17 protein-coding genes and 1 pseudogene are annotated in these 20,971 nt (G+C 44.0%); 4 read left to right on the top strand and 14 right to left on the bottom strand.

The window, feature by feature from the left end; all coding sequences use genetic code 11:
• The first annotated feature begins 39 nt into the window (after window positions 1–39).
• Window positions 40–1,713 (top strand): peptide ABC transporter substrate-binding protein, encoded by a 1,674-nt coding sequence (locus U4956_RS08730; RefSeq protein ID WP_323090222.1) that lies wholly within the window; start codon window positions 40–42, stop codon window positions 1,711–1,713.
• Between the two features lie 346 nt (window positions 1,714–2,059).
• A complete protein-coding gene (locus U4956_RS08725; RefSeq protein ID WP_323090221.1) occupies window positions 2,060–2,989 on the top strand; it encodes a PHP domain-containing protein in 930 nt (309 codons plus the stop codon).
• A gap of 267 nt (window positions 2,990–3,256) precedes the next feature.
• On the opposite strand, the gene U4956_RS08720 is transcribed toward U4956_RS08725, so the two are convergent.
• From U4956_RS08720 to U4956_RS08670, 11 genes and pseudogenes are all read right to left on the bottom strand, one after another.
• Window positions 3,257–4,189, bottom strand: coding sequence for an AEC family transporter (locus U4956_RS08720; RefSeq protein WP_323090220.1), 933 nt, complete (start codon window positions 4,187–4,189; stop codon window positions 3,257–3,259).
• A gap of 187 nt (window positions 4,190–4,376) precedes the next feature.
• Window positions 4,377–4,982 (bottom strand): TetR/AcrR family transcriptional regulator C-terminal domain-containing protein, encoded by a 606-nt coding sequence (locus tag U4956_RS08715; RefSeq protein ID WP_323090218.1) that lies wholly within the window; start codon window positions 4,980–4,982, stop codon window positions 4,377–4,379.
• Window positions 4,983–5,881: 899 nt separating this feature from the next.
• Window positions 5,882–6,838 (bottom strand): L-lactate dehydrogenase, encoded by a 957-nt coding sequence (locus tag U4956_RS08710; RefSeq protein ID WP_323090217.1) that lies wholly within the window; start codon window positions 6,836–6,838, stop codon window positions 5,882–5,884.
• Between the two features lie 354 nt (window positions 6,839–7,192).
• A complete protein-coding gene (locus U4956_RS08705) occupies window positions 7,193–7,549 on the bottom strand; it encodes a hypothetical protein (RefSeq protein WP_323090216.1) in 357 nt (118 codons plus the stop codon).
• A gap of 68 nt (window positions 7,550–7,617) precedes the next feature.
• Window positions 7,618–8,157, bottom strand: a complete 540-nt coding sequence (locus U4956_RS08700) for an ABC transporter substrate-binding protein (protein ID WP_323090215.1) — start codon at window positions 8,155–8,157, stop codon at window positions 7,618–7,620.
• 181 nt (window positions 8,158–8,338) lie between these two features.
• Window positions 8,339–9,514 (bottom strand): annotated as a pseudogene (locus U4956_RS08695) (IS1380 family transposase).
• Window positions 9,515–9,987: 473 nt separating this feature from the next.
• On the bottom strand, window positions 9,988–11,361 hold the full coding sequence (locus U4956_RS08690) for an IS4 family transposase (RefSeq protein WP_323090214.1): 1,374 nt from the start codon (window positions 11,359–11,361) through the stop codon (window positions 9,988–9,990).
• Window positions 11,362–11,615: 254 nt separating this feature from the next.
• Window positions 11,616–11,957 carry an ABC transporter substrate-binding protein gene (locus tag U4956_RS08685; RefSeq protein ID WP_323090213.1) on the bottom strand — a complete coding sequence of 114 codons (342 nt, stop codon included), beginning with the start codon at window positions 11,955–11,957 and terminating at the stop codon, window positions 11,616–11,618.
• A gap of 375 nt (window positions 11,958–12,332) precedes the next feature.
• Window positions 12,333–13,871, bottom strand: a complete 1,539-nt coding sequence (locus U4956_RS08680) for a hypothetical protein (protein ID WP_323090211.1) — start codon at window positions 13,869–13,871, stop codon at window positions 12,333–12,335.
• Window positions 13,856–14,569: an IS607 family transposase gene (locus tag U4956_RS08675; protein ID WP_323090209.1), complete on the bottom strand. Its 714-nt coding sequence runs from the start codon at window positions 14,567–14,569 to the stop codon at window positions 13,856–13,858. Before U4956_RS08675 ends, U4956_RS08680 begins: the two co-directional genes overlap by 16 nt.
• 210 nt (window positions 14,570–14,779) lie before the next feature.
• Window positions 14,780–15,202: a hypothetical protein gene (locus U4956_RS08670; RefSeq protein WP_323090207.1), complete on the bottom strand. Its 423-nt coding sequence runs from the start codon at window positions 15,200–15,202 to the stop codon at window positions 14,780–14,782.
• On the opposite strand from U4956_RS08670, the gene U4956_RS08665 reads away from it, so the two are divergent.
• A complete protein-coding gene (locus U4956_RS08665) occupies window positions 15,186–15,659 on the top strand; it encodes an ABC transporter permease (RefSeq protein WP_323090206.1) in 474 nt (157 codons plus the stop codon). The two genes, U4956_RS08670 and U4956_RS08665, sit on opposite strands and share 17 nt — an antisense overlap.
• Here U4956_RS08665 and U4956_RS08660 read toward each other — a convergent pair.
• Window positions 15,568–16,332, bottom strand: coding sequence for a hypothetical protein (locus U4956_RS08660; RefSeq protein ID WP_323090205.1), 765 nt, complete (start codon window positions 16,330–16,332; stop codon window positions 15,568–15,570). The two genes, U4956_RS08665 and U4956_RS08660, sit on opposite strands and share 92 nt — an antisense overlap.
• 320 nt (window positions 16,333–16,652) lie before the next feature.
• Entirely contained in the window at window positions 16,653–17,459 is an 807-nt protein-coding gene (locus U4956_RS08655; protein ID WP_323090204.1) for a MerR family transcriptional regulator, read from the bottom strand.
• Between the two features lie 232 nt (window positions 17,460–17,691).
• Between U4956_RS08655 and U4956_RS08650 the strand changes: the two genes are divergently transcribed.
• The gene (locus U4956_RS08650; RefSeq protein WP_323090203.1) at window positions 17,692–18,528 is read left to right on the top strand and encodes a MerR family transcriptional regulator; all 837 of its coding nucleotides are present in this window, start codon (window positions 17,692–17,694) and stop codon (window positions 18,526–18,528) included.
• Window positions 18,529–19,771: 1,243 nt separating this feature from the next.
• On the opposite strand, the gene U4956_RS08645 is transcribed toward U4956_RS08650, so the two are convergent.
• Window positions 19,772–20,629, bottom strand: a complete 858-nt coding sequence (locus U4956_RS08645; RefSeq protein ID WP_323090200.1) for a hypothetical protein — start codon at window positions 20,627–20,629, stop codon at window positions 19,772–19,774.
• Window positions 20,630–20,971: the final 342 nt, after the last annotated feature.

Raw genomic sequence — 20,971 nt, 5'->3', positions numbered from 1 at the left:
GGATCAACAACGACGGAAAAAAGAAAAGGAGATACAGAAATGAAGACTCGTTCCCTTTCGTTGCTCATGGCAGCTGTCATGGCAGCGAGCGTTGCTGGATGCTCTTCCAGCAGCACACCAACCAGCACCGCTGATTCCACATCCGGAAGCACAGCCAGTGCAACCAATACGTCCAGCGATAAGAAAATCTTATCCGTACAGATTGGTCCAAACCCAGAGACTCTGGATCCAGCCCTGAACTCCGCAGTAGATGGCGGCAATATGATCCTGACTAACTTCGAATGTCTGCTGACCAATGACAAAGATGGCAAAATTGCTCCGGGCGCAGCTGAAAGCTGGGAAGTTTCCGAAGATGGAAAAACCTATACATTCAAACTGCGGGATGGCCTGAAATGGTCCGATGGCACACCTTTAACCGCTGAAGACTTTGTTTACAGCTGGCAGCGTGTGTGCGATCCAAATGTAGCGGCTCCATATGCTGAAACTGTGCTGTCCATGGTTGAAGGCTATGATGAAGCGATTGCTGGCGACATTGAAAAACTGAATGTTGAAGCAACTGATGACCAGACTTTCGTTGTTCATCTGAAAGATGCCTGCCCATACTTTGAATCCCTGGCAGCCTTTGCAACGCTTTCCCCAGTCCAGAAAGCAACCATCGAAGCCAATGGTGATGCATGGGCAACTGATGCTTCCACTTACGTTTCCAATGGTCCGTTCTACATCACAGAATGGGTACCTTCTTCCTACATCCTGATGGAAAAGAACCCGAACTACTGGGATGCTGAAAACGTGAAACTCGATGGAATCAAGTTCAACCTGATCGAAGATTCCAACGCAGCTTACAATGCCTATAACGCTGGCGAAGTGGCCATGATTAAAGACGTTCCAACAGAAGAAATCCCATCTCTGAAAGATCGCGATGATTTCTTTGTGGATCCAATCATCGGTACTTACTATGTTTCGATGAACACTGAAAAAGAACCGTTCACAAACAAAGACGTTCGTAAAGCCCTCTCCCTGGCGATTGACCGTGATTATTTGGCCAACACGCTGATGCAGGGTACCTATTCTCCAGCTGGCAACTTTATGGGTCCAGGATGGTCTGACATCAACGGTACAGACTTTGTCACCAACTCGAACGGCGGCGAAGAATTCATCTCGACAACCGACTATGAAGGCAACCTTGAAGAGGCGAAAAAACTGTTAGCCGATGCTGGTTATCCAAATGGCGAAGGTCTGCCAAAGATCACCTATACAACAAACGATGCCGGTTACCATAAAGCTGTTGCTGAATATCTGCAGCAGGCCTGGAAAGAGCTGGGCATTGACATGGATGTTGATATTGTTGAATGGGCATCCTTTACCCCGATGCGTCGTAACGGTGACTATGAAGTTGCCCGTAACGGCTGGGTAGGTGACTACACTGACCCATCGAACATGCTCGACCTGCTCTACTCCACCAACGGTAACAACGATGGTAAGTTCAGCAACGAAGAATATGACAAACAGATGGAAATCTCCAGAACCACTCTGGATGAACAGGAAAGATCCAACGCGCTGCACAAAGCAGAAGAAATCCTGATGGAAGAAGCAGGATGCATCCCTCTGGCTTACTACAATGACTTCTGGTTAGAAGATCAGACAAAAGTTAAAGGAATCTGGCATTCTCCATACGGCTACTGGCATTTCGAAGATGCTGAACTCGTTGAATAATTCTCTTTTCAACTGACTCAATCCAATCCACAAAGCTGGTCCTGACTGCAAGGGCCAGCTTTTTTTGCGCTGTTCTCTGTCCTGCTTTCTTGATTCGACAATCCTGCAAAGGACTCTCGCCCTGCCGCCATATTCAGGCGCGTTCATCTTTCCGGTTTTCTAAGCGCTTGCCAAATGACGGGTGTTTTTTTGGACGGTCCTGCTTTTATAATGAAGCCGAAATCTTTTATTCATCGTGATTTTCGACCTTTTTGGCCGACACTTTCCGATGTTCGATTTATCGCTTTGCCCATTTTCTGTTTTACTTTGTTCTCCTTGCATCTGCCAGAAAGAAGGAATCTTCCCTATGAAATTTGACTTACACATGCATTCGGCCGCCAGCAGCGATGGCCAGTTTACTCCAGAAGAATTAGTGGATCTGGTTGACGACCATGATCTGAAACTCATTGCTCTCTCTGATCACGACACTGTTCAAAATGTTTCTGCCACAAAAGAAATCGCGGCAAAGCGCAAAATTCAGGTCATCAATGCCATTGAAGTTTCAACCACCTACAAAGGTGAACACAACGTTCATCTGTTAGGCTATGGCATCAATCTGGAGGATCCCTGGATCAAAGGCCTGCTGGCCAAAGCCAAAGAAAACGCCCGGGTTTCCTTTGGGCTTCGCGTCAAAAAAATCAATGAAAAATATGGCTTCAGCTTTGATGAAGACACCATCCGCAAACAGGCAAAAGACATGAATCCCTGGTTTACGCTGTTTGACCAGATTCTTGCCGATCCCAGAACCAAAGACATCCCTGATTTCCAGGATTATCTGCCAGGCGGCCCGCGCAGCCAGCCTGCCCCCGTCAACTTCTACTGGGATAATATGCAGGCTGGCAGCGATCTGTACTGCCCTGTCCAGTATCCAGATCTTTTTGAAGCCATCGACCACATTCATAAAGCCGGCGGGATTGCGGTCATCGCCCACCCTTTCCGCACCTTTGAGCACCAGGATGCATGGCTTGAAAAACTTGCTGCCTATGGCCTGGACGGTCTGGAAGCCTACTCCAATTATCATTTCCCAGAGCAGATCGACTATTATCGAAACTTTGCAGCAAATCATGGTCTTCTGATCACCTGCGGTTCGGATTTCCATGGCAAGACCAAGCCGAATATTACGCTGGGTGAGTACCATCTCGACCGGGATGGCCAGCCATATCTGGACGCCTTTCTGGAAGCTTTGCAGCATACATGGCAAGGCCAGCACGAGTCCTTACCTGACCGCATCGCCTGATCCATCACGTTGTCGGCCCATGCTTTGCAGGATTTCGGATCTGATTCTATCCAGATCTAAGTCCATCCATCCTGCTTTCTGGCCTATTTAAAGATTCGGGCCTTTTTAAGGTTCTGGCTTCTTTAAGCAGAGTCCTTTGGTTTCAAATTCTTCCCAGCAAAAACGGCTCTGCCCGCTTTTTTGAAGCGTTCAGAGCCGTTTTCTTTTCGGAATGAGTCTGAGTGGATACTGATCCATAATCATGAAGCAATCCGACAAATGACCAGCTTACAGAACCGTCAGGCCAAGATGAGCCGCAAAACTGACAATCAACAGGATGCTGACGACACTGAAGGCCATCGTAATCGTGCTGACCATCCCGACCAGATCCCCTTGATAGCCGCAGCTGATTGAATACGGAACAGCCGCAGCGGCCACCGGAGCAAATAAGCACAGAATCGTGATGGTTTTCAGCAGTGGATCCACATCTGGAAGAATGAAAACACAGATTCCAAGACAGGCAACCACTATCCAGCGAGTCAGGCAGACCTGAATGATTTCTTTGATTTCCTGTTTTGGCAGGCGGAATTCAATCAACAGACCGATCATGAACATCGTCAAAAAGGCATTGGCATTGCCGATGGTTCCTGCATACTCGAGGACTACATCAGGCAGCCTGAGATGACACGCAGCCAGCACAAACAGAAAGACATACGTCATAAACGGGATGGAGTGGACCAGAGTCTTAAAAACGCTTTTCAGGGTCAGGGGTTCTTGGGGGCTGGAAGCCGCTTTGGCCAGCGCATACGAAACACCAAGTCCCATCACAGAGTTGGCAGAGTCAAACATGCAAAGATATCCGACACCGGTCCCGGGAAAGAACAGTTCGACAAACGGCAGCAAAAAGGCGCCCAGGTTGAACGTACTGACTGTTAACATAAATGCGGAAGTCCGGGGTTCTCTTTTACGCCCGGCCAGTAAAAATCCGGCTGCCAGCGTCACAATGCTGGCAATGATTCCAAATGTAAATAACAGGGGAAATTCAGGGCCGATCACAATCGCTCCTGAATTTCGAATCAAGGCGCCAGGCAGAGTTACAGAGATGATCAGCGTCCCCAGAAGTTTGGCATCTTCCTTTCGAAAAAGTTTCAGTTCACGAAGCAGATAGCCAAGGGCGATAATGACCAGATATCCGCAAATTTTGATCAATACAGAAGACATAATGGTTTCATTTCCTAATTTTCTCTCAATTTTCTGATTTCAAAATCCCTGGCTGTTCAGCCAGAATCTGGCTGCCAGTCAGGCAATGCTTTCCATTGTAAAAGCTCAGCTGGCCAATGTCCAAATTTTTTTCAGAACTTCCTGCCTGCCTGTCGTTTCGGATCAATGCCTGCCCAAATTATGGCTTTCATTCCTCTGTCAAAGCTGATTTCAAGGCAGGATGACTGCGGTAGGGATTGATTCCGTCTTTGGATGTGGCAAACAGCTTTTCCATTCCGATCGAACGCATCCGGGTAATCAGTTCAACAATTTCTTCAGGGGGAACTGGCATGTCTGCCAGAATCCATGAAAGAGTCATACTGACTGAAGCACTGGCATGATACGTGGTCGCAAAAGTCAGGGCATCAGGCATAGGCTCACTTCCATAAGCTTTCTGATGCCACTTCAGGTCAAAATCTTCTGCATGACGGTACATATGGTTTTTCAGACAGTTGGGTCCTTCCATGGCCAGCGCCTGCTTTAAAAAGGCCCTGTGTTCTTTCATGCGGTAGAAATCCGCCAGCAGGGCTTCATAAAAGCTGACCTCGGCCGAATTGAGATCAAATTCAGGAATAATCCGAGTGTCATAAATGTAGCAGATCAAATCCTCCTTATCGAGAAAGTGATTGTAAAATGTCTGGCGGCTGACACCAGTCTGGGTAAGAATTTCTTTGATGCTGACCTGCCGCAGATCTTTCTTTTGGCAAAGATCCAGCAGGCCATCTGCCAGAATCTTTTTCATATCGACTGCCATCGACCGCGTCCCCCTTTTGGCGAAGATCTTCCTTTTCATTATTTAAGAAGATGAAGGCATTTCCTTTTCTGAATATAATGTCACCAATTGTGTAATTCTTTTGATTCTTTTTTTGAAACAGCATCTCTCTTTTTTATCTCTTTTTTTGAGACTGTCAAAAACCGGCCGTTTTCATGTTTATCCTATCAAAATTTGCTTTCAGAAAAGAGTTATTTTTTCTTCCTTTTCAACTGATTTTCGCCGCCTTGGACGGGACGATTCTGCCTGTATTGAAAAAAACAACATGTTCAGGAAATGATTGTATCTGATTGAGATGTAATGTTTTTCTCTCTTTTTGGGCAAAAGAAATGCATCCAGATTGCTTCTTTCGTATCCTGAATTTGCAGACAAGTGGAAATTACAGATCGATTTCCGGCTGCAAAGATTCTGATGCAGCAAAGTCTGCGCGAACGCTTGTTCACCAGGTGACAGCAAACACCCGTATCTGCCTCTTTTTCGAACATATTCCCTGAAACATTATTATTGCTGTCATCTTAGCCGTCTCTTTGGCCCCAGAATAAAGAGACGGTTTTTTCTTTTTCCTTTTGCTTTTCTTCCTTTTCTCTTTTCCTTTACAAAAAAGAGCCTTGCTATTTCTGGCAAGGCTCTTGAATAATGGTTTTCTGACCAGACCAGCAAGTCTGCCCAGAGAATCCTTGTTCAATCGTTTTTTATTGAGCAGTGATTGCAGGACATGTTCCACATGCTGTTTCAATTTTGTAAGTGATATCGATTCCTGTCCTGTTTACAAGTGATGTCTATTGGTGGATTGTCTTTTCTTTGGATGGTTCTAGATCTAATTCATACAACAGGCAAGGATACCCCATCCAAATTGCTATACAGTTTGGATGGATCATTGACTACATTTCGCCGACTTCCATTTTGGCTGCCGTTTCAACGTTTTTAGCAATTCCCTGGCAGCACGCCTGGAAACGGAAAAGCTCATCTTCAGTCAGCGGATATTCAATGACCTTTTCCACGCCATTTTTGCCGATAATCGACGGAACCCCCGCAAAGAGGCCAAACACGCCATATTCGCCGTCCAGTGGAGCGGAAACCGGAAGCAGAACTTTTTCATCTTCCAGAACGGCCCGGACCAGTCTTGCTGCCGTCGCGGCAATGCCATACTCCGTGCAGTGCTTGCCGGTAAACGTCACCCAGCCGCCACCGATCGCTTCTTTTTCCAGTTCGTGCCAATCCAGTTCTGTATCGCCTAAAACGGCCTGTAAGGGCGCTCCACGGAAGGAGAAAATCGAAGCCGGTGCAAACTGCATATTGCCATGCTCTCCCATCATGCAGGCATCAATCGACTGGAGGCTGAGTCCGGTTTTCAAAGAGATAGCTGAAATCAGGCGGGAAGAATCGAGGGCCGTTCCCGTACCAAAAACACGCCCTTTAGGCAGACCGGTTTTTAAAGCCAGATGACGGGTAATAACATCGCAGGGGTTGGAGATATTGATGATGATGCCATCAAAGCCGCTTGTTTTAATTTTATCGGCATAGCTGTCGACTGCTTCCACGTTGAAGCGCATCTCCAGCGTGCGGTCATTGCAGGTGACTAACGTTTCGATATTCCCGACACAGTTGACGATGACGTCCACGTCTTTTAGCTGATCATAATCGCCGCCATAAATCCGGACCGGATCCGGCAGCCAAAGCATGGCATCCCGCAGATCCTGAACTTCCGAAGTGACTTTCTGTGCCTTCTGATCGATCAGCATGATCTCATCGACAATTCCCTGGGTTGCCAGGCTGTTTGCGACATGAGCGCCAACATGGCCAATCCCGATGATGGCGGCTTTTCTGTTTTTTGACATTCTCTTCATTCCTTTCCGGATCCAGACTGGATCCTGAACTTTCCTGAACTCAATATTCTCAAAACCAGGCTGTCCTCATTGCGCTGCGGCTGGCCGATTCAGCTGTTGAGGCAAGCTGCCGGTATGACTTGCAAGAGTGACCAGACAAGGCCAGCTTTCATGCAAAGAAGAATATTGCTGCTCTCGGTATATCACCTTCCAAAGCCAATGGAACCCATTCAAGCAATAGGTTGGGCAATCCAGTTTCGTTTTGTCTGGTTTCCCCCGCTTTCATTTTCTTTCATTCCAGATATTGACATTCTTGGTTTTCGCTGGCTTTTCTTCTTATGAAAAAACATCGTTTTCAGATTTAAATTAAAGACATATCTCCGATTTTTTCGCCGTTTTCCTGTCATTTTTTCTCTTCATTACTGGAAAACGGCAAAAAAGATCGAAGAAATCTAACACTTTCCAAAATTTAAATATCATGTATGCGCTTTCGACCATAATTTTGCCGTTTTCATGAAAAGTAGCTTTCAGTTTCTTTGTAAATTTTTCAACCAACCTATAATGAGTTCGATTTCCGGAGGAGACTATGAAGAAATTACTTTCCATTCTAACTTCAGGCGCCCTGGCTCTTTCGCTGGCAGCATGCAGTTCGTCTTCTGCATCGACCAGCTCAACGAAAGGATCCAGCTCGGCTGCCTCTTCCACTGCCGATGCTCCATCCACTGCGGATGGTGCATCCACGACAAGCAGCGGAAAACGCGTCACCCTCGCTAAAGAAAACGACGTTATTTCTATGGATACGTCGTACGCAACGGATGGTATGTCCTTTGAGATGATTGCCGCAACCGTTGAGGGATATTGGCATTGGCCAGATATTCGTTAGCAAAGTTGTACTGGAGATACCACAGATATCCTTCCAGATAGGAAGTGTAGCTGTCGGAATCTTTGTATTTATCGACCAGAGTAGAGTTCAGTTTTGTAAAGTCAGTGTTGCCGCTTTCGAAATCAAGCGCGGAAGTGGAAGCCTCCGGAACGATCTTGACATCGATGCCGTCAACTTTAACATTGTCTGCATCCCAGTATTGTGTGTTCTTATCTAGAGTCAGGGATGCACCTTCAGTCCAGTCAACCAGTTTGTAAGGACCGTTGGCCAACAGGTTGTCAGCTGTCTGGGCATAGTTTTCGCCCTGTTCTTTGAAGAATTCTTCATTGATTGGATAGAAAACAGGGAAGGACATTAAAGAAACGAAGTACGGATATTTCTTCGACAGTTTTACCCCGAATAATTCATGGCTTTTTTCACAAAACCATTTTTCGTTTTTTGTCTTCAAAATGCAAACAAATCTTTCTCGATTCGGTTATCCACATTGTTTCCGGTGGAGGGGGGTACTTGATTTTTTCAAAAATGACGGGCAAAAACTGGTCGAAATCGCATATAACAACCTTTTGTCCACGACAAAAAGACAGTCCGAAGGCTGCCGAATTTAAAATTTTACTTTATTTAAAATGGATTCAACACAAATGAGCGGCTATCCATCCGATTGTCCTGGACTTTTGCAGATATCGGGTGAATCTGTCGGCATGACGAAATGAACTGGCAATCTTCAAGTGAAAACTTCGCGCATGAAAGCTCAGCCTTGAAGCAACTTTCTGATACTTTTTCCGGAATGATCCACATGTCATATTCTGATCAGCACCTTCCATCACCCGGAACTGGAAAAAGTGAAAAAGGTTATAGGCAAGGCATTTTAGAAGAAATTCAAAGGCATTGGCTTCAAATGAGCGATGCGAAAGCGTATTTGCCATGAAGTCACTTTTCAACTCCTTGGTGTAGTTTTCGCTGTTGCCTCTCTGACAATAGAAGTCGATAACCTATTTTACACTCATGTTTTCGATATTGGTGATTACCGCAAAAACATGAGGGACCAGCAGAAGCTGAGCCTGCCCTTTCTCATCCTCTTCTTCGATGAAATAGAGCTTAAAACAGACCATTCTGCTTTTTGAAGAGTTGGACATCTGATAGCGGATTTCTCCATAAAAAGGCTTAGCTGAAGTATAAGTGCTGTCTTCTTCGTGATCGGAACTGTCGTAGCAGGCATCCTGACATAAGCTTTCAAGTCTGTCTGTTCCTTTGGCTCTGATGGCATAACGAACTGGATTGAAACGGCCTTCAAACAGGTCCATCAGGTCGCCCGAGTAAAAAGCAGCGTCTCCACGGAACATGATAATCCGTATTCTGCCAGCTGCAGTCCAGTCAGGCAGTCGCTTGAGGACTTCAGCCATGATCGGTTCAGCTTCGTCGGCAGAATAAGTGGATCCAGGACGCAGCCATGCCCCCACAAGGGTTTTCGAGTTGTATTCGTTAATGACAAATGGATGATATCCAGTCTGACTATAGTGATGGATCCATGCAGCCCCTTCCTGCTTTCCATAGGTATCGGTTTTTGTCGAATCGGCATCGAGAAGAATATCGTCCTGGTTAGCACTGATAAACTGACAGGTCTGATTCATAAAAATCTGCCAGAAAGCATTATTCGTATCTTCACAGACACGGCTGAAAAAACGGCTGACAGAGCTTTGGGAAGAAATCCCCTGAAAGTACTGACAGAGAATTGGGTCTTTGGCAAGAACCTCCTGATCAGCCTGAGATGAGTAACCAAGGAGATACTTGAAAACCTGCTGGCTCATCAAAGAGAAGTTGGAATTTTTCTGATGGCAGGATTGCCTTTCGTCCGAAAAGGAAGGTCTGCATAAGGCTGAAGAAGTAGATTAGAATTGATGAAATCGAGAGGGAGAATTGCACCGGTATCGGAAGAAAGATCCCCTCCATTAAAAGAAATGTTGCATTCAGGAATAAAACCGGCCATACTGTTGTTCAGGGTGTGTGTCATTGTTCAAAATCCTTTCTTTTTGGTGTGTGTGCAATGTCATTTAGCTAGAAAAATATGACCTCAAACTTTGTATAAAAATCAAAGACAAAGTGGATGATAGGAATAGAATTTGCTGCTGATTATATCCATATGCACCAACCAAGCACAAAATATACTGATTGATTTGGCTGTATTCATCAAAATAGGTGCACTAAAAACAACCCTTCGATAAGAGCCGTTTTTAAGAATTGTATGGGTGGTTTGTACCAATAAGATGCGCATATAATGCACTTATCGATAGGTGAACCATATCAAACGATTGGGATGGAGATTTCGCTTGAAGCTCCTTTCCGGCCGAACGGGCAGTTTTTCTCTTAGCAGCTCCTCGGTCAGAGCTTGAAACTCCGCTTTTGTAATTTGACAGATTGTTCGTTTTTTCGTCCATTTCGGAGTAAACGTGTTCCTGATAGCCCGTATCGCCTTAGTTGTATTGATTTGGTATTCATAAGTTGTCTGCTTCTCTTCTTTATTATCCGATTGAGATGATTCAAGAACACACTTTTTGATCTCGGAAACCAGATTGTAGAAGATAAGGGATGAATAAATCTCCTGAATGATGTATTCTGCTTTTATCGAGTGGATACGTTTCATTCCTATTCCATATTTAAGCCAGGAGAAACTCTGCTCGATTCGCCACCTTAGGGGGTAAATAAATCCAAGAGCCTCCGGAGGAAATTCTGCTTCATCCAGATTGGTAATCAGTCCTTCCCAGACGTTTTCGCCAATCTCGATAGCTACCACCCTGCAGTCAAAATCAATAAATTCAGATTCTTGATCAATCTGTCTCATTGATTTTTTGACCAGGTATTTCATCTGGGGGTTTTCTTTTTCCTCTTTTCTTTGGTGGTGGGTAAGAATGCGGCTGATCTGCTGGTCTTCTGTATGGTCAAGCTGTGTATAAGTCAGGCAGCTATACTCTCGTTCTTTCATACGTATGAGGTATTTGTGCCCTAAGGATTCAATAAGCTTACACAATGGATAAGAAAAATACCCTCTGTCCATGACAAAGAGAAATGTCTCGCCAGGATAAGCTTCGTGAATCTCCTTGACCATTTTCATAGCAGCGGCCCGTTCGTCTTTGGACCTCTGGTCTTGAGTGACGATGGCTAAAAATTTGTCATTAAGTACGTCATAGGCTGCGTTAACGTGAATACCGGCCCGGATAATGTTTTCCTTGTTCTTGGTATAAATGATGTAGTCAGGTTCATCTTCATTTGGCGCAACAGGTTCATTGGTTCCGTCAAAAGCGATTACCCTGTGTTCTTTATATTTTTTATCCATGGAATAAAGTGCCAATGTGGTTTTGTGCAGTGCTGAAAATACGCTGACTGGAGTTTTGGTTTTTGTCTGAACAAGTGCTGAAGCAGATGGTCTTACACTGCCCATGCCGAAATAGTTCATGGACAAATCGGAGAGTGTTGCCCCATTCCCGATAATGGATGTATTCAGGAAATGGAACAAGTTTATTTTTGATGATCGATAATGACTGCGTGAGAAAGCTCCTGTTTCAGAAGCAAGAATCTTCTCCTGTTTGTAGGCAAATTCCTCAAGGGATTTCATGAATTTTTGATAAATCACCGACGGCGAAGTAACTTTAGTTGTCATATTTTCCTCCTTATAAAGTTATGTTTTCAACGTGATAAGGATTAAATTAGATAATTATGGAGCTATTGTCAAAGCTAATTTTCGTTAAACCAGAAAATATAAAATCCACCATCTGTGCACGGATGGTGGACAATACTAACTATCAAAAACTAAGCTAAATGACATTGGGTGTGTGTGACTAATATTGTATAGGAATGATGAACAATTTACACTCACCTGTTTGGTGAAAAGCAAAATGGCCGGAAACGCGTTCTTTAAAGGTGTTTCCGGCCATTTGTCGGTTTTGATGAATTGTTCAGGTTTACTTCAAATGTTTTGTCATCTACAGCTTTGATACTGAGCTTACCGTCAGTTTTTTCGTCGTAGACGATCTCATCTGCACCTTCAACACAGGCACCATCCTGTGTGTACAGATACGCATATTCAGCAGCAGGATTGTGGACGGTTTCTTCCCAGGCAAAGACGAAATCGTCAGCAGTTACAGGTGTGCCGTTGTCCCAGTTGGCATCGCGCAGATGGAAGGTGTAAGTCAGCTCATCATCGGAAACATCGTAGCTTTCGGCAATGGCTGGAATTGGCGCATTATCTTTATCCATGGATTCAAGACCGTAGCCTATTTTTAGCTAATCCAGCTATACGGATAAAATGAAGCTGCCCTAGAATCCCTACGGCTGGTTCCTCTGCTGGGTTGAAAAAAGCTCTTTCACCTTCAGAGCAAGGCTAATGATCCGCTGGCCATTAACCGGGATGAAGGATAAACTTTTCCGTGCCCAACAAACTTGCGTTTGTACAGAGTTGGACTCGCTTCATATATAGCGGACTGCAGATTAAATGCATTTCAAAAATACATTGCAAGACACCTTGGGCTTTCGCCCATGTCGCAATAAAAACAAGTGAGGCCTCTTCAATCAAGTGGACTAAGAGGCCGAATTTTCAAAGCAGATTGGACTTACATCATTGCTGAATGCCAGTTACGCACATGGTTTTGACGCCTTTGTTTCAGACTTCTTTGCCTCAGTTTTCTTGGCTTTGGACTTTCCTTTTTTGGGAGGAATATAGAATTCGCTGTAATTCTGAGCCCGCCGGGCAATCACATAGGCTGCCGCCTGATGACGGCTGATCCCCAGCTTTTCAGAGTACTTCTCATCCCCAAGAACAGATGACCAGTAGGGAGAGACGTAATAAAGTGGAACACCGCTTTTAAGCGATAATGCTTCACAGTTGTCCATATATCTTAAGTATGGGAAATTGGAAATCATTCGGTTATATTTTCTTTCCCATCTCTTTTGAATCTTTGTTTTCTTCTTCGTAAGATTGATTGTCTCGATGGCAACCCCATAATGGAGCTTCTCTGCTCGGGTAAAAATTTCAGACAGCTTCTGGGCCATCACGGTGGCATTTACCGCTTTGGAACCTGAATTTGAATAAGTGATATCCTGGGAAGAAACAAATTTTCCCTGGCTGTCACTTTCAGTAACCGAGAAGAATCCATCATTAATATCGATTCCAAGCATTCCCTGTGGTTCATAGGTTTCTTTTTTCTGGATTGTAACCATCGGCTGAATATACAGTCCTTTATCTTTCAGAACAAAACGATAGGAAACAGAGCGGTTTTCGAGATTGTCTTTCAGTTCTTTTTTCAGATATGGAATCCGCACTGCGATGTGACGCCCAGTTTTGTCATCTTTAAACCCGCTTCTAAGAAGCAGACTGAACCAGTCAGAGCCAAGTTTAGATTCTGGTGTTAATTGACACAACTGGTTTCCCTGAGTCTCATCCGAACTGCCAAACAGATAATAGCTTTTCTTTCTGGCTTTTCTCCAGGCCGCTTTCCATTCCTCGTGGTTTGCAAATCCTGCTTCTATTAAATGGTATTGAGCCTTAAAGAGTTTTCTAGATCCAAAGCAGCATGAAAAAGAACTGTTTTCAATTTTTTCTTTCCAGTTCGCCAGTTTCTGCTTCATTCCATGGAGGCGGTTTTTCATGTTGTTGAGTTTTCGCTTCCAGTATCTGTTTTTCTGGCAGTCACCTTTTTGCGGCTTATGCCAGTTTACGCTCTGGTGCCATTCTTTATGCTCCTTTTTCTGATCTTCAAGCAGCTCCTCGTAGGCGCTGATTTTGGATTCAAGCTCCTCCATCTGTGTCACTTTGAGCGCACTCAGGGAATTCATTCTGGTGCGGGCCTGGTTGATTGCCGCATTCGCTACTCTCGATTTAACAGAATACTTTTCGACAAGAGAAGCTTTAATCTCGCCATCTTCCATTCCATGGCAGATCATCACCCATGCCGAATGAACCATCTGCGAAAAATGTTCTGCCATTGTTTCAATATAGGCTCTAAGTTCCGCCAGCTGCGCCACAGCTTCTTCCTTTGGTTTGAGCAGTGATTTTTTATCCAGACATCCTTCTTTACCAAAACGGCCGGAGGAAGTGAGTGTAAACGATTCTTCATCAAAAAGAGCTGCTCTTTGATAAGGGACTTTTTCTCGAATCTTCATTTTTGTCGCCATATATGCAGCTCCTTTCTTTTACAGGCCTCCCAAACTCTTGTTTCTTCCTGTTTGAGAGGTTCTTCAATTGCTTCTTTGGCCTGTTGGGCAATCTTTTTTCTTTGAGAACTTCTCATTCCATACATTTGCCCGGAAAAGAAGGCAAGGAGCGACATCATATCGTCTACCAGCTCCTCCTGATAGTTCTTATCCGGCTTACCCTCGGTCACTATGATTTTGACTCCATGGGCATTAAAAAACTTTTCAAGATAGCCGTATCCAAATCTGGTGAGTCTGTCTTTATGAGTAATATAGAGGACATCAATCTTATTATGAATGACCTCATCTATGAGTTTATTTAGTCCTTTGCGTTCTGTATTCAGGCCGTTGCCAACATCAGAAAAGATCATTGCGCCAGAAGCTTTCTGGCAGAGCCTGCCGATCTGTCTGTCCAGATCACCATGTTTCTTTTGATCATGGGAAGAAACCCTGGCATAGATAGCATTCTTTTTCTCGGAATTGTTCCATAACCCGAGTTTTTTCAGATAATCAATCAGGTCTTTTTTATCGGCATACCAGAACCCGGAAACGGGATCCTGCACCATATTAATCATGCCCTTGTTTTTATGAAGGGCAATTGTATGGTAGTTTTTCCCTACAAGTTTTCCAATTTGTCCAGTGGTATACCGTTCTCTTCTTAAGTCTTCAGGACCGATCATAACGTCATCTCCTGTTTGAATGATACCATAAAAAATCCACAATTAGTTGAATTATAAAATAGTTATATAAGAATATTAATATCTTGATTCGCCAAGATAAGGTAACAGTTGTGTACCCTGAACAACCCGAAAGTAAAAGGCATCGAAAGCCATTCCTTCGGTGTTCCTTATATTTATAAGAACCTCGAAAAAGCTGACTGATTGACAGAATCAGTTGACTGATTCTCTGTACGGACAACAAACGGACCTCCTGGTGAGACCCGTTTTTTCAAAGAAAAGCTGTCCTGGCTTGGTTTCTCTTCTGGCTTCTCTTTGCTGATGTTGCCCGCCCATCCATCCAGAAACGAAAGAAAATGGTTCATTTCTTTCTTTGCAGCCTGCCGATTGCGCTTTTAGGCCTTCTTCTTTGAAGCTTTCTGTCTGCAGCCATCGGCTGGCTTTCCTGCTTTCGGGCATCTTTTGTGATTCAGCTCTTATCTGCACCATGTTGTGTTCATGTATTGAAAATAGATGTTTTTCGCTGACATTCACAAAAGTCAGGCTTTCTTCTTCGCTTCTTTCAAAGTCCGGTTTATGAAAGTCTGGAGAATTTTGATTTGAAAGGAATATATATGTTATGGACAAATCAACCATCCGCTATATCGTGCGCCGTCTGTTGATTTCCATCGTGACTCTGCTTGTCATCGTCTTTGTTCTGTTTATGATGCTCAAGCTCATGCCTGGTACCCCATTTAACGATGAAAAACTCACAGAAGCGCAGAAAGCACAGATCTACGCCGCGTATGGGCTGGATAAACCGGTCTTCACGCAGTTTCTTACCTACGTCGCCAACATGCTCAAAGGTGACTTTGGAATCTCCTATGCGATCAAACGCAATATGCCGGTTTCCGCTCTGGTTACGCCGCGCATCGGGATCTCCTTTGGCCTTGGGATCGGTGTCTGCATCATCGGAACCATCCTGGGCCTGGTTTTAGGCATTGTCGCTGCACTGAACCGTCTTATGATGGTTGTTTTGCTGAAACTTTTGCGTATTCCATATCCTCTTGATCCTCTTGCTTCTTCTTTTCAGCTTTCTGTTCATTGTCGCTGAATACCGCCTCTACAAACGCTGTTCTTCTCTTGATGAGTTCTCCAGTCCATTCACCAAGTTTTTTATCATACATGTCCTCTGGAACAGGACAGAAAAGATCATGGATCAATCGTCCTAAAGGCGTATCGCTTCGATTGTCTCCATTGATATAAAGAATATGAGAACCATCACCTAACAGCTTTCCTGTCTTTTTAAATGACCACTGGGCTTCATAGACAGGTTCCCCTTCACCAAAAAAATCATGATCCATGATGACTACGTGATAAATCTCCGGCAAATCATGGACTTTATTTCCGAGATCTTTGAACTCCATATCAAATTTGGCACATTGGTATCTGTCATCCAATGGATTGGGATATTCTTTTGCTCTCCGAAGATAAACAAACGCACGTTTGACTGGTTTAACGAACTCTAGAATATCAAAAATGGCATATGGAGGCCTATATATGTCTAGGGCAGAGCGATGAAAGTCATCCAGTATCATCAATTTCGACTTGTCCAGAAGTGTGCATAAAACCGGCTCAATAAGATTCTTTTCACTGCAAAAGAGATTTCTCATAACAAGATCAATCAGCAGTGGATTGTAAAAGTCTGACTGTTCTTTTTCTTGATTGTGATTGCTTGGTTTTGTAACATCTGTCTCATCGAGACAAGACTTGTCAGTGTGATCCATAAATACTCATTCCTCCTTTATCTTTCATTATTTTCCATGACCACTTTTTATTTGCGGTTAAACACTGCCTGTTTTTTTTGAATCATCAGTTCTCATCTGCTTTCACCTTCTTCCGGTAATCACCTTCATATTCGCGAAAAGGAAGACTGTGTTTCAGAATCTGCAAATTTTTTTGCTTTTTTCTTCTTGGCCCAGCATATCCCCAGAAATCCATCCCCACTTTTGAAAACGAACGCAAAAAACGCCCCTTTTCATAGGAAAAGAGGCAAGATTTGAATCTGTTCAAATTTCTTGAGTGGACTGCAGCTATCGATCAAAGATCAGTCTGCTTTCCGGATTGGGAAGTAGACTTCAGTGATCCAGGTGGCTGGATCCGGGTTTTCAAAACCAGTGCTTGTGTACAACTCATAAGGCGCACCAGTCAGCTCATAGCCATTTTCGAAAACCCAGCGGGCAATACCATTGTAGGTTTCGTTTAAAGTTGAATAACCGCCATGGTGAGTGGCATGAGCGCAAAGACCGCCATCGATCAGGGCAGTTGCTTTTGGCTGGTCTGCTTCATCGAGCGTGACAAAGACTTCGATGTCTGAGTTCTGGGAATCGAATTCTTCATCAAAATATCTGGCTCCGCGCAGACCTGGTTTTACGTTGGCTTTCATGAGGGCATCATACAATTCGGAATACGCCTGGCCGAAATTCCCTACGCCCATCTGCTTGCGTAAAGAGAAAATCGGAGTGGGTTTGGTTTCAATACAGTCAATGCGAATGTTCTTTGTTTCTGGCATGGTTTCTATCTTCCTTTCAGCTCTCTCCATCATGATGCGCAGATCCTGCAGGTTTGTCTGCAGCTCATGAATTCTGGAGATCAGTAGGTATTCCTGTTTTTTGAACAGGTCCCGGCTGTTTTCAGGGCAGTGCAGATCAAGACTGGCAATTTCATTTAAAGAAAAACCAAATCGTTTACAACGGGCAATCTGGAGCATGGTATCCATCTGCTCAATTTCATAGTAGCGAAAGCCATTGTCTTCATCCACATAGGCAGGATGGAGCAGACCAATCTGATCGTAGTAATGCAAAGTGCGGATGCTGACCTGACACATCCGGGCAAATTTTCCAACTGGAATCATCGAGTACTCCTTTGTGCTTAAGCACTCTAACCATACAGCCTGACGTTCCGTCAGAGTCAAGGATGATTTTTTCAGTTTTTGCCTTTTGGTTTTTCTTTTTGAAAATGCCCGGATCAAACGCTCAAATCTTCCTGGTCCGGTTGAAACCATCTCTTCCAAGCGGCCATAATAAACCATAAGAAACCAGCAGACAGACATGAAAGTCTGAAATTTCTTGATGGAGGTTTGCGCAATGGAAGCCACTCGTTATCGCATCGGTGAGGTCAGCAAGATCACTGGCCTGTCCAAAGACACCATTCACTTTTACGTCAAAAGCGGGCTGTTAGAACCGGATTTTGTCGACGAAATCAATGGCTATCGCTATTATTCACGCTGGAATCTGTGGCAGCTGGATGTCATTACCATGTGCCGCAAGTTATCGATCCCCCTGAGTCAGGTCAAGGAAATTCTTGCTTCCCATGACAATACAAAAGTTACCGCCCTGCTTGCCGCCTACCGGGATCAGGCCCTGGCCTTAAGCCGCTATTATCAGCAGGTAGCTGATGATATTCGCTGGTATGAACAGGTCAACGAACGCATTCAAAAAAGACCCGCGGACTTGGCAGTTCATCTGGAAACCCTCAAAGAGGAAGTCGTCATTGCGGGGCTTCGGCAGGAAAAACAGGCCTATGAGCATTATCATGCGTCGATGATGGAAGCAGCTAAAGATGCGCTGCAACATGCCGAAACCATCCGCCGCAGATATGGATATGTTCTCGATCTGGAAGCCATGAAACAAAATCATCTTCTCAAACTTCAGGAGTACATCCAGATCCCACACTGTGACTACACCAGAGTCAATCCGGAAAACCTGCTGGTAATCCCCGCGGGTCAGTATGCAATCTTTTCCGTTCATATCCAGGATGAACACGCCGACTTTTCGCCGTTATTCAACTGGCTCAAAGATCATCATCGCAAAGTCGATCAGGTCTTTGCGGATGAAATCGGCCTTCAGCTTTTCGGCTATGTTGAATATGGCTATGATGTCACGATTAAGGCGCATCTGGTCAATGAAACTTCCACCGACTGACCACACCGATCATCTTCCTGACCAATCATCTTACGGGCAGCTGACCGTTCAAAAGCTTCCGCCAGAAAGCAGAAATCCAAAGCCTAATGATTCCCAGGCGCTCCATCACAAACAATAAATGGCCGGAAACCCCTTTATCAAAAGAGCTTCCGGCCATTTATTCTTCACCAGACAGGTGAAAATAAATCGATCAGCATCCTGTGCAATGTAAATTACTCAACCAAAAAGAAAGAATTTCGAATACAAAACTCATTTGCGAAAAACATCATGAATTATCTGGGTTTACATAAAACATTTCAAAAATCGAACACCAAGAGACCTGTTCCCCATACATTCGTTTCAGAAAAACTTCATAAGTGATTCCCTGTTCATCAAGTCAAACAATATGCAATATCAATAAAATGAACACCAATATTTTGCGTTAATTATGCACAAAATTGAGCTTTTCTGCTATAATTCATTTGGCGGTTGGACTTCCAAACGCTGGGAGGATAATGACATCATGTCACATTCAACGAAAGTTGAGGATGCTGACAACACCTAAGCAGAAAGGAGCAACCCACTTCCATGTTTATGGAAATGATGATCATCTTGATCGTTGTTTTAATTGTGATCAAGAAAGTTCTGGATTAACTCCCAACTCTGTTCTGGCTTATGTCTTGATCTAAAACAAGCACAAGCCACCAAGGCGTTGTCATTATCCTCAAGCAGTAAAAAAGGGCCGTGTTACCAGCACGGCCCTTTCTTTTGGCTTCTTTAGTGAAGCTCCCAAGGTGTTGTCATTACAGTCATAGTATACATCATTTCTCCGAAAAGCAAAACAATCCACAGCCTTTCTTTGCTCAATCCGATCTGTTTTAAGTTACCATTCACATCTTGATGCAATTCGGTGCATTTTTCCTGAATTGAAATTAATGCTTACTTTCAGTCAACTATGGTTAATTTGCCTTATAACTGGCTTAATCCAATTCCATACACAACCTGTTAAAAGTGATATGAACGGATTTTAACAGTAACAAGAAACTGCCTCGCCAGTTCAACCACCGCTGACGGATTTAGAAAAAATTCGACAATTAGTGGCAAAGAGAACTTCCACCAAGTAAATCAGATTGAAAATCATATTCAGAAAAGTGCTCAGGACCGCTCGCCATCAAGCGGATAAAGAAAAAGGGACTGTTTGCCCGCAGCTCTTACAAACAGAAATGCGTCACAATCCCTTTATAAACAGGATGAATCATTATTTTTAATAGCCGAAGATCTCGCCATCATGAGCGGTATATGGATAACTGGAGAAATTATAAGCATAGCCAGTTCCATTTACAGGTTCATAGTGAACCATGCGGTTGGTGGTATCGGTAATGCAGGTCTGGAAAACGATGCCGTTGTTGGCGCGAGCTCTGGCAATTTCATCCGTGGAAACATTGTCGTCAGAAACCCAGGTGTCGGTCATTGTATAAACCTGACCATCTACTTCTACATATTGCGGTAAAGAAGCGATCTTGTCGCCATTGGCCATACCAGAATGAGCAATGAACCATCCGTCTGCCCAGATGCCAATCGATCCATCTTCAGGAGCGGATCCGGCGCCCCAGGCTGGAATATAAGTGATGTGCCATACATTATCCTGTGCCGCTGTCATCTGGTCTGCGACTGGCTGTTCAACAGGAACCGCGGTTGGAGCCGGCGCGTAGTCAGGTTCAACTTCTTCAAACTCTTCAAAAGAAGTCTGGGCCATAGAAGTCTCTTCATGAACAGAGGCAGCCGCTTCTACGGGAGCATTCTGCTGGGCTGGAGTGGAAGGTTCAACGGATGTTGATTCAACGACTGACTCTTCTTTTGGATCCGCATCGGATGCGATTGCGGAGTTTGCTGGCTGCTCTGGTGTTTTCTCTTCAGCTTTAAGAGTTTTCTTGTCTGAGGCAGCCACAGCGACTTTATTTTCGCTGGTGTAAGCATGGCCTGCAACAACTGGTTTGTTCGAATTCATCATTGCAAATCCGATCACAGCAGCAACTGAACAGCCGGCGACTAAAGCTGCAAGTCTGAATTTCTTTGTTCCTTTATTCGATTTTAATGTGTTGGTTTCAGTTGTGTTTTTCATATTATTCCCCCGAACAGGCATTCTGTTTTTCTTTGTTTTCTCTTGATTGGCGGCGATGAAATAAAGGCCTTCTTTATTTCTGAAAGGTATTTCTTTATTTCTTCTTAATTCTGTCTTTATTCTATCCTTATACTGTATGTTTGTCCATAAAGTTTACAGTATTTTTGAACATTTTTTGAAAACTATATTTTTTAAAACTATATCAATCCACATTAGATTTTTTATAATCTTATAAAGGATACAAATTAATTTTTATCTAAATTAACTAGCGATTGGACACGCTAACAGATATCGAATAAGTATATTTATAATCTTATTTTAGATATGAAGGCGATTTAAGCA

The organism is Allobaculum sp. JKK-2023 (assembly GCF_034745455.1).
Classification (GTDB): Bacteria; Bacillota_I; Bacilli_A; order Erysipelotrichales; family Erysipelotrichaceae; genus Allobaculum.
The sequence above is the reverse complement of the archived record's forward strand: the minus strand, read 5'-3'. Positions and strand labels throughout refer to the sequence as shown.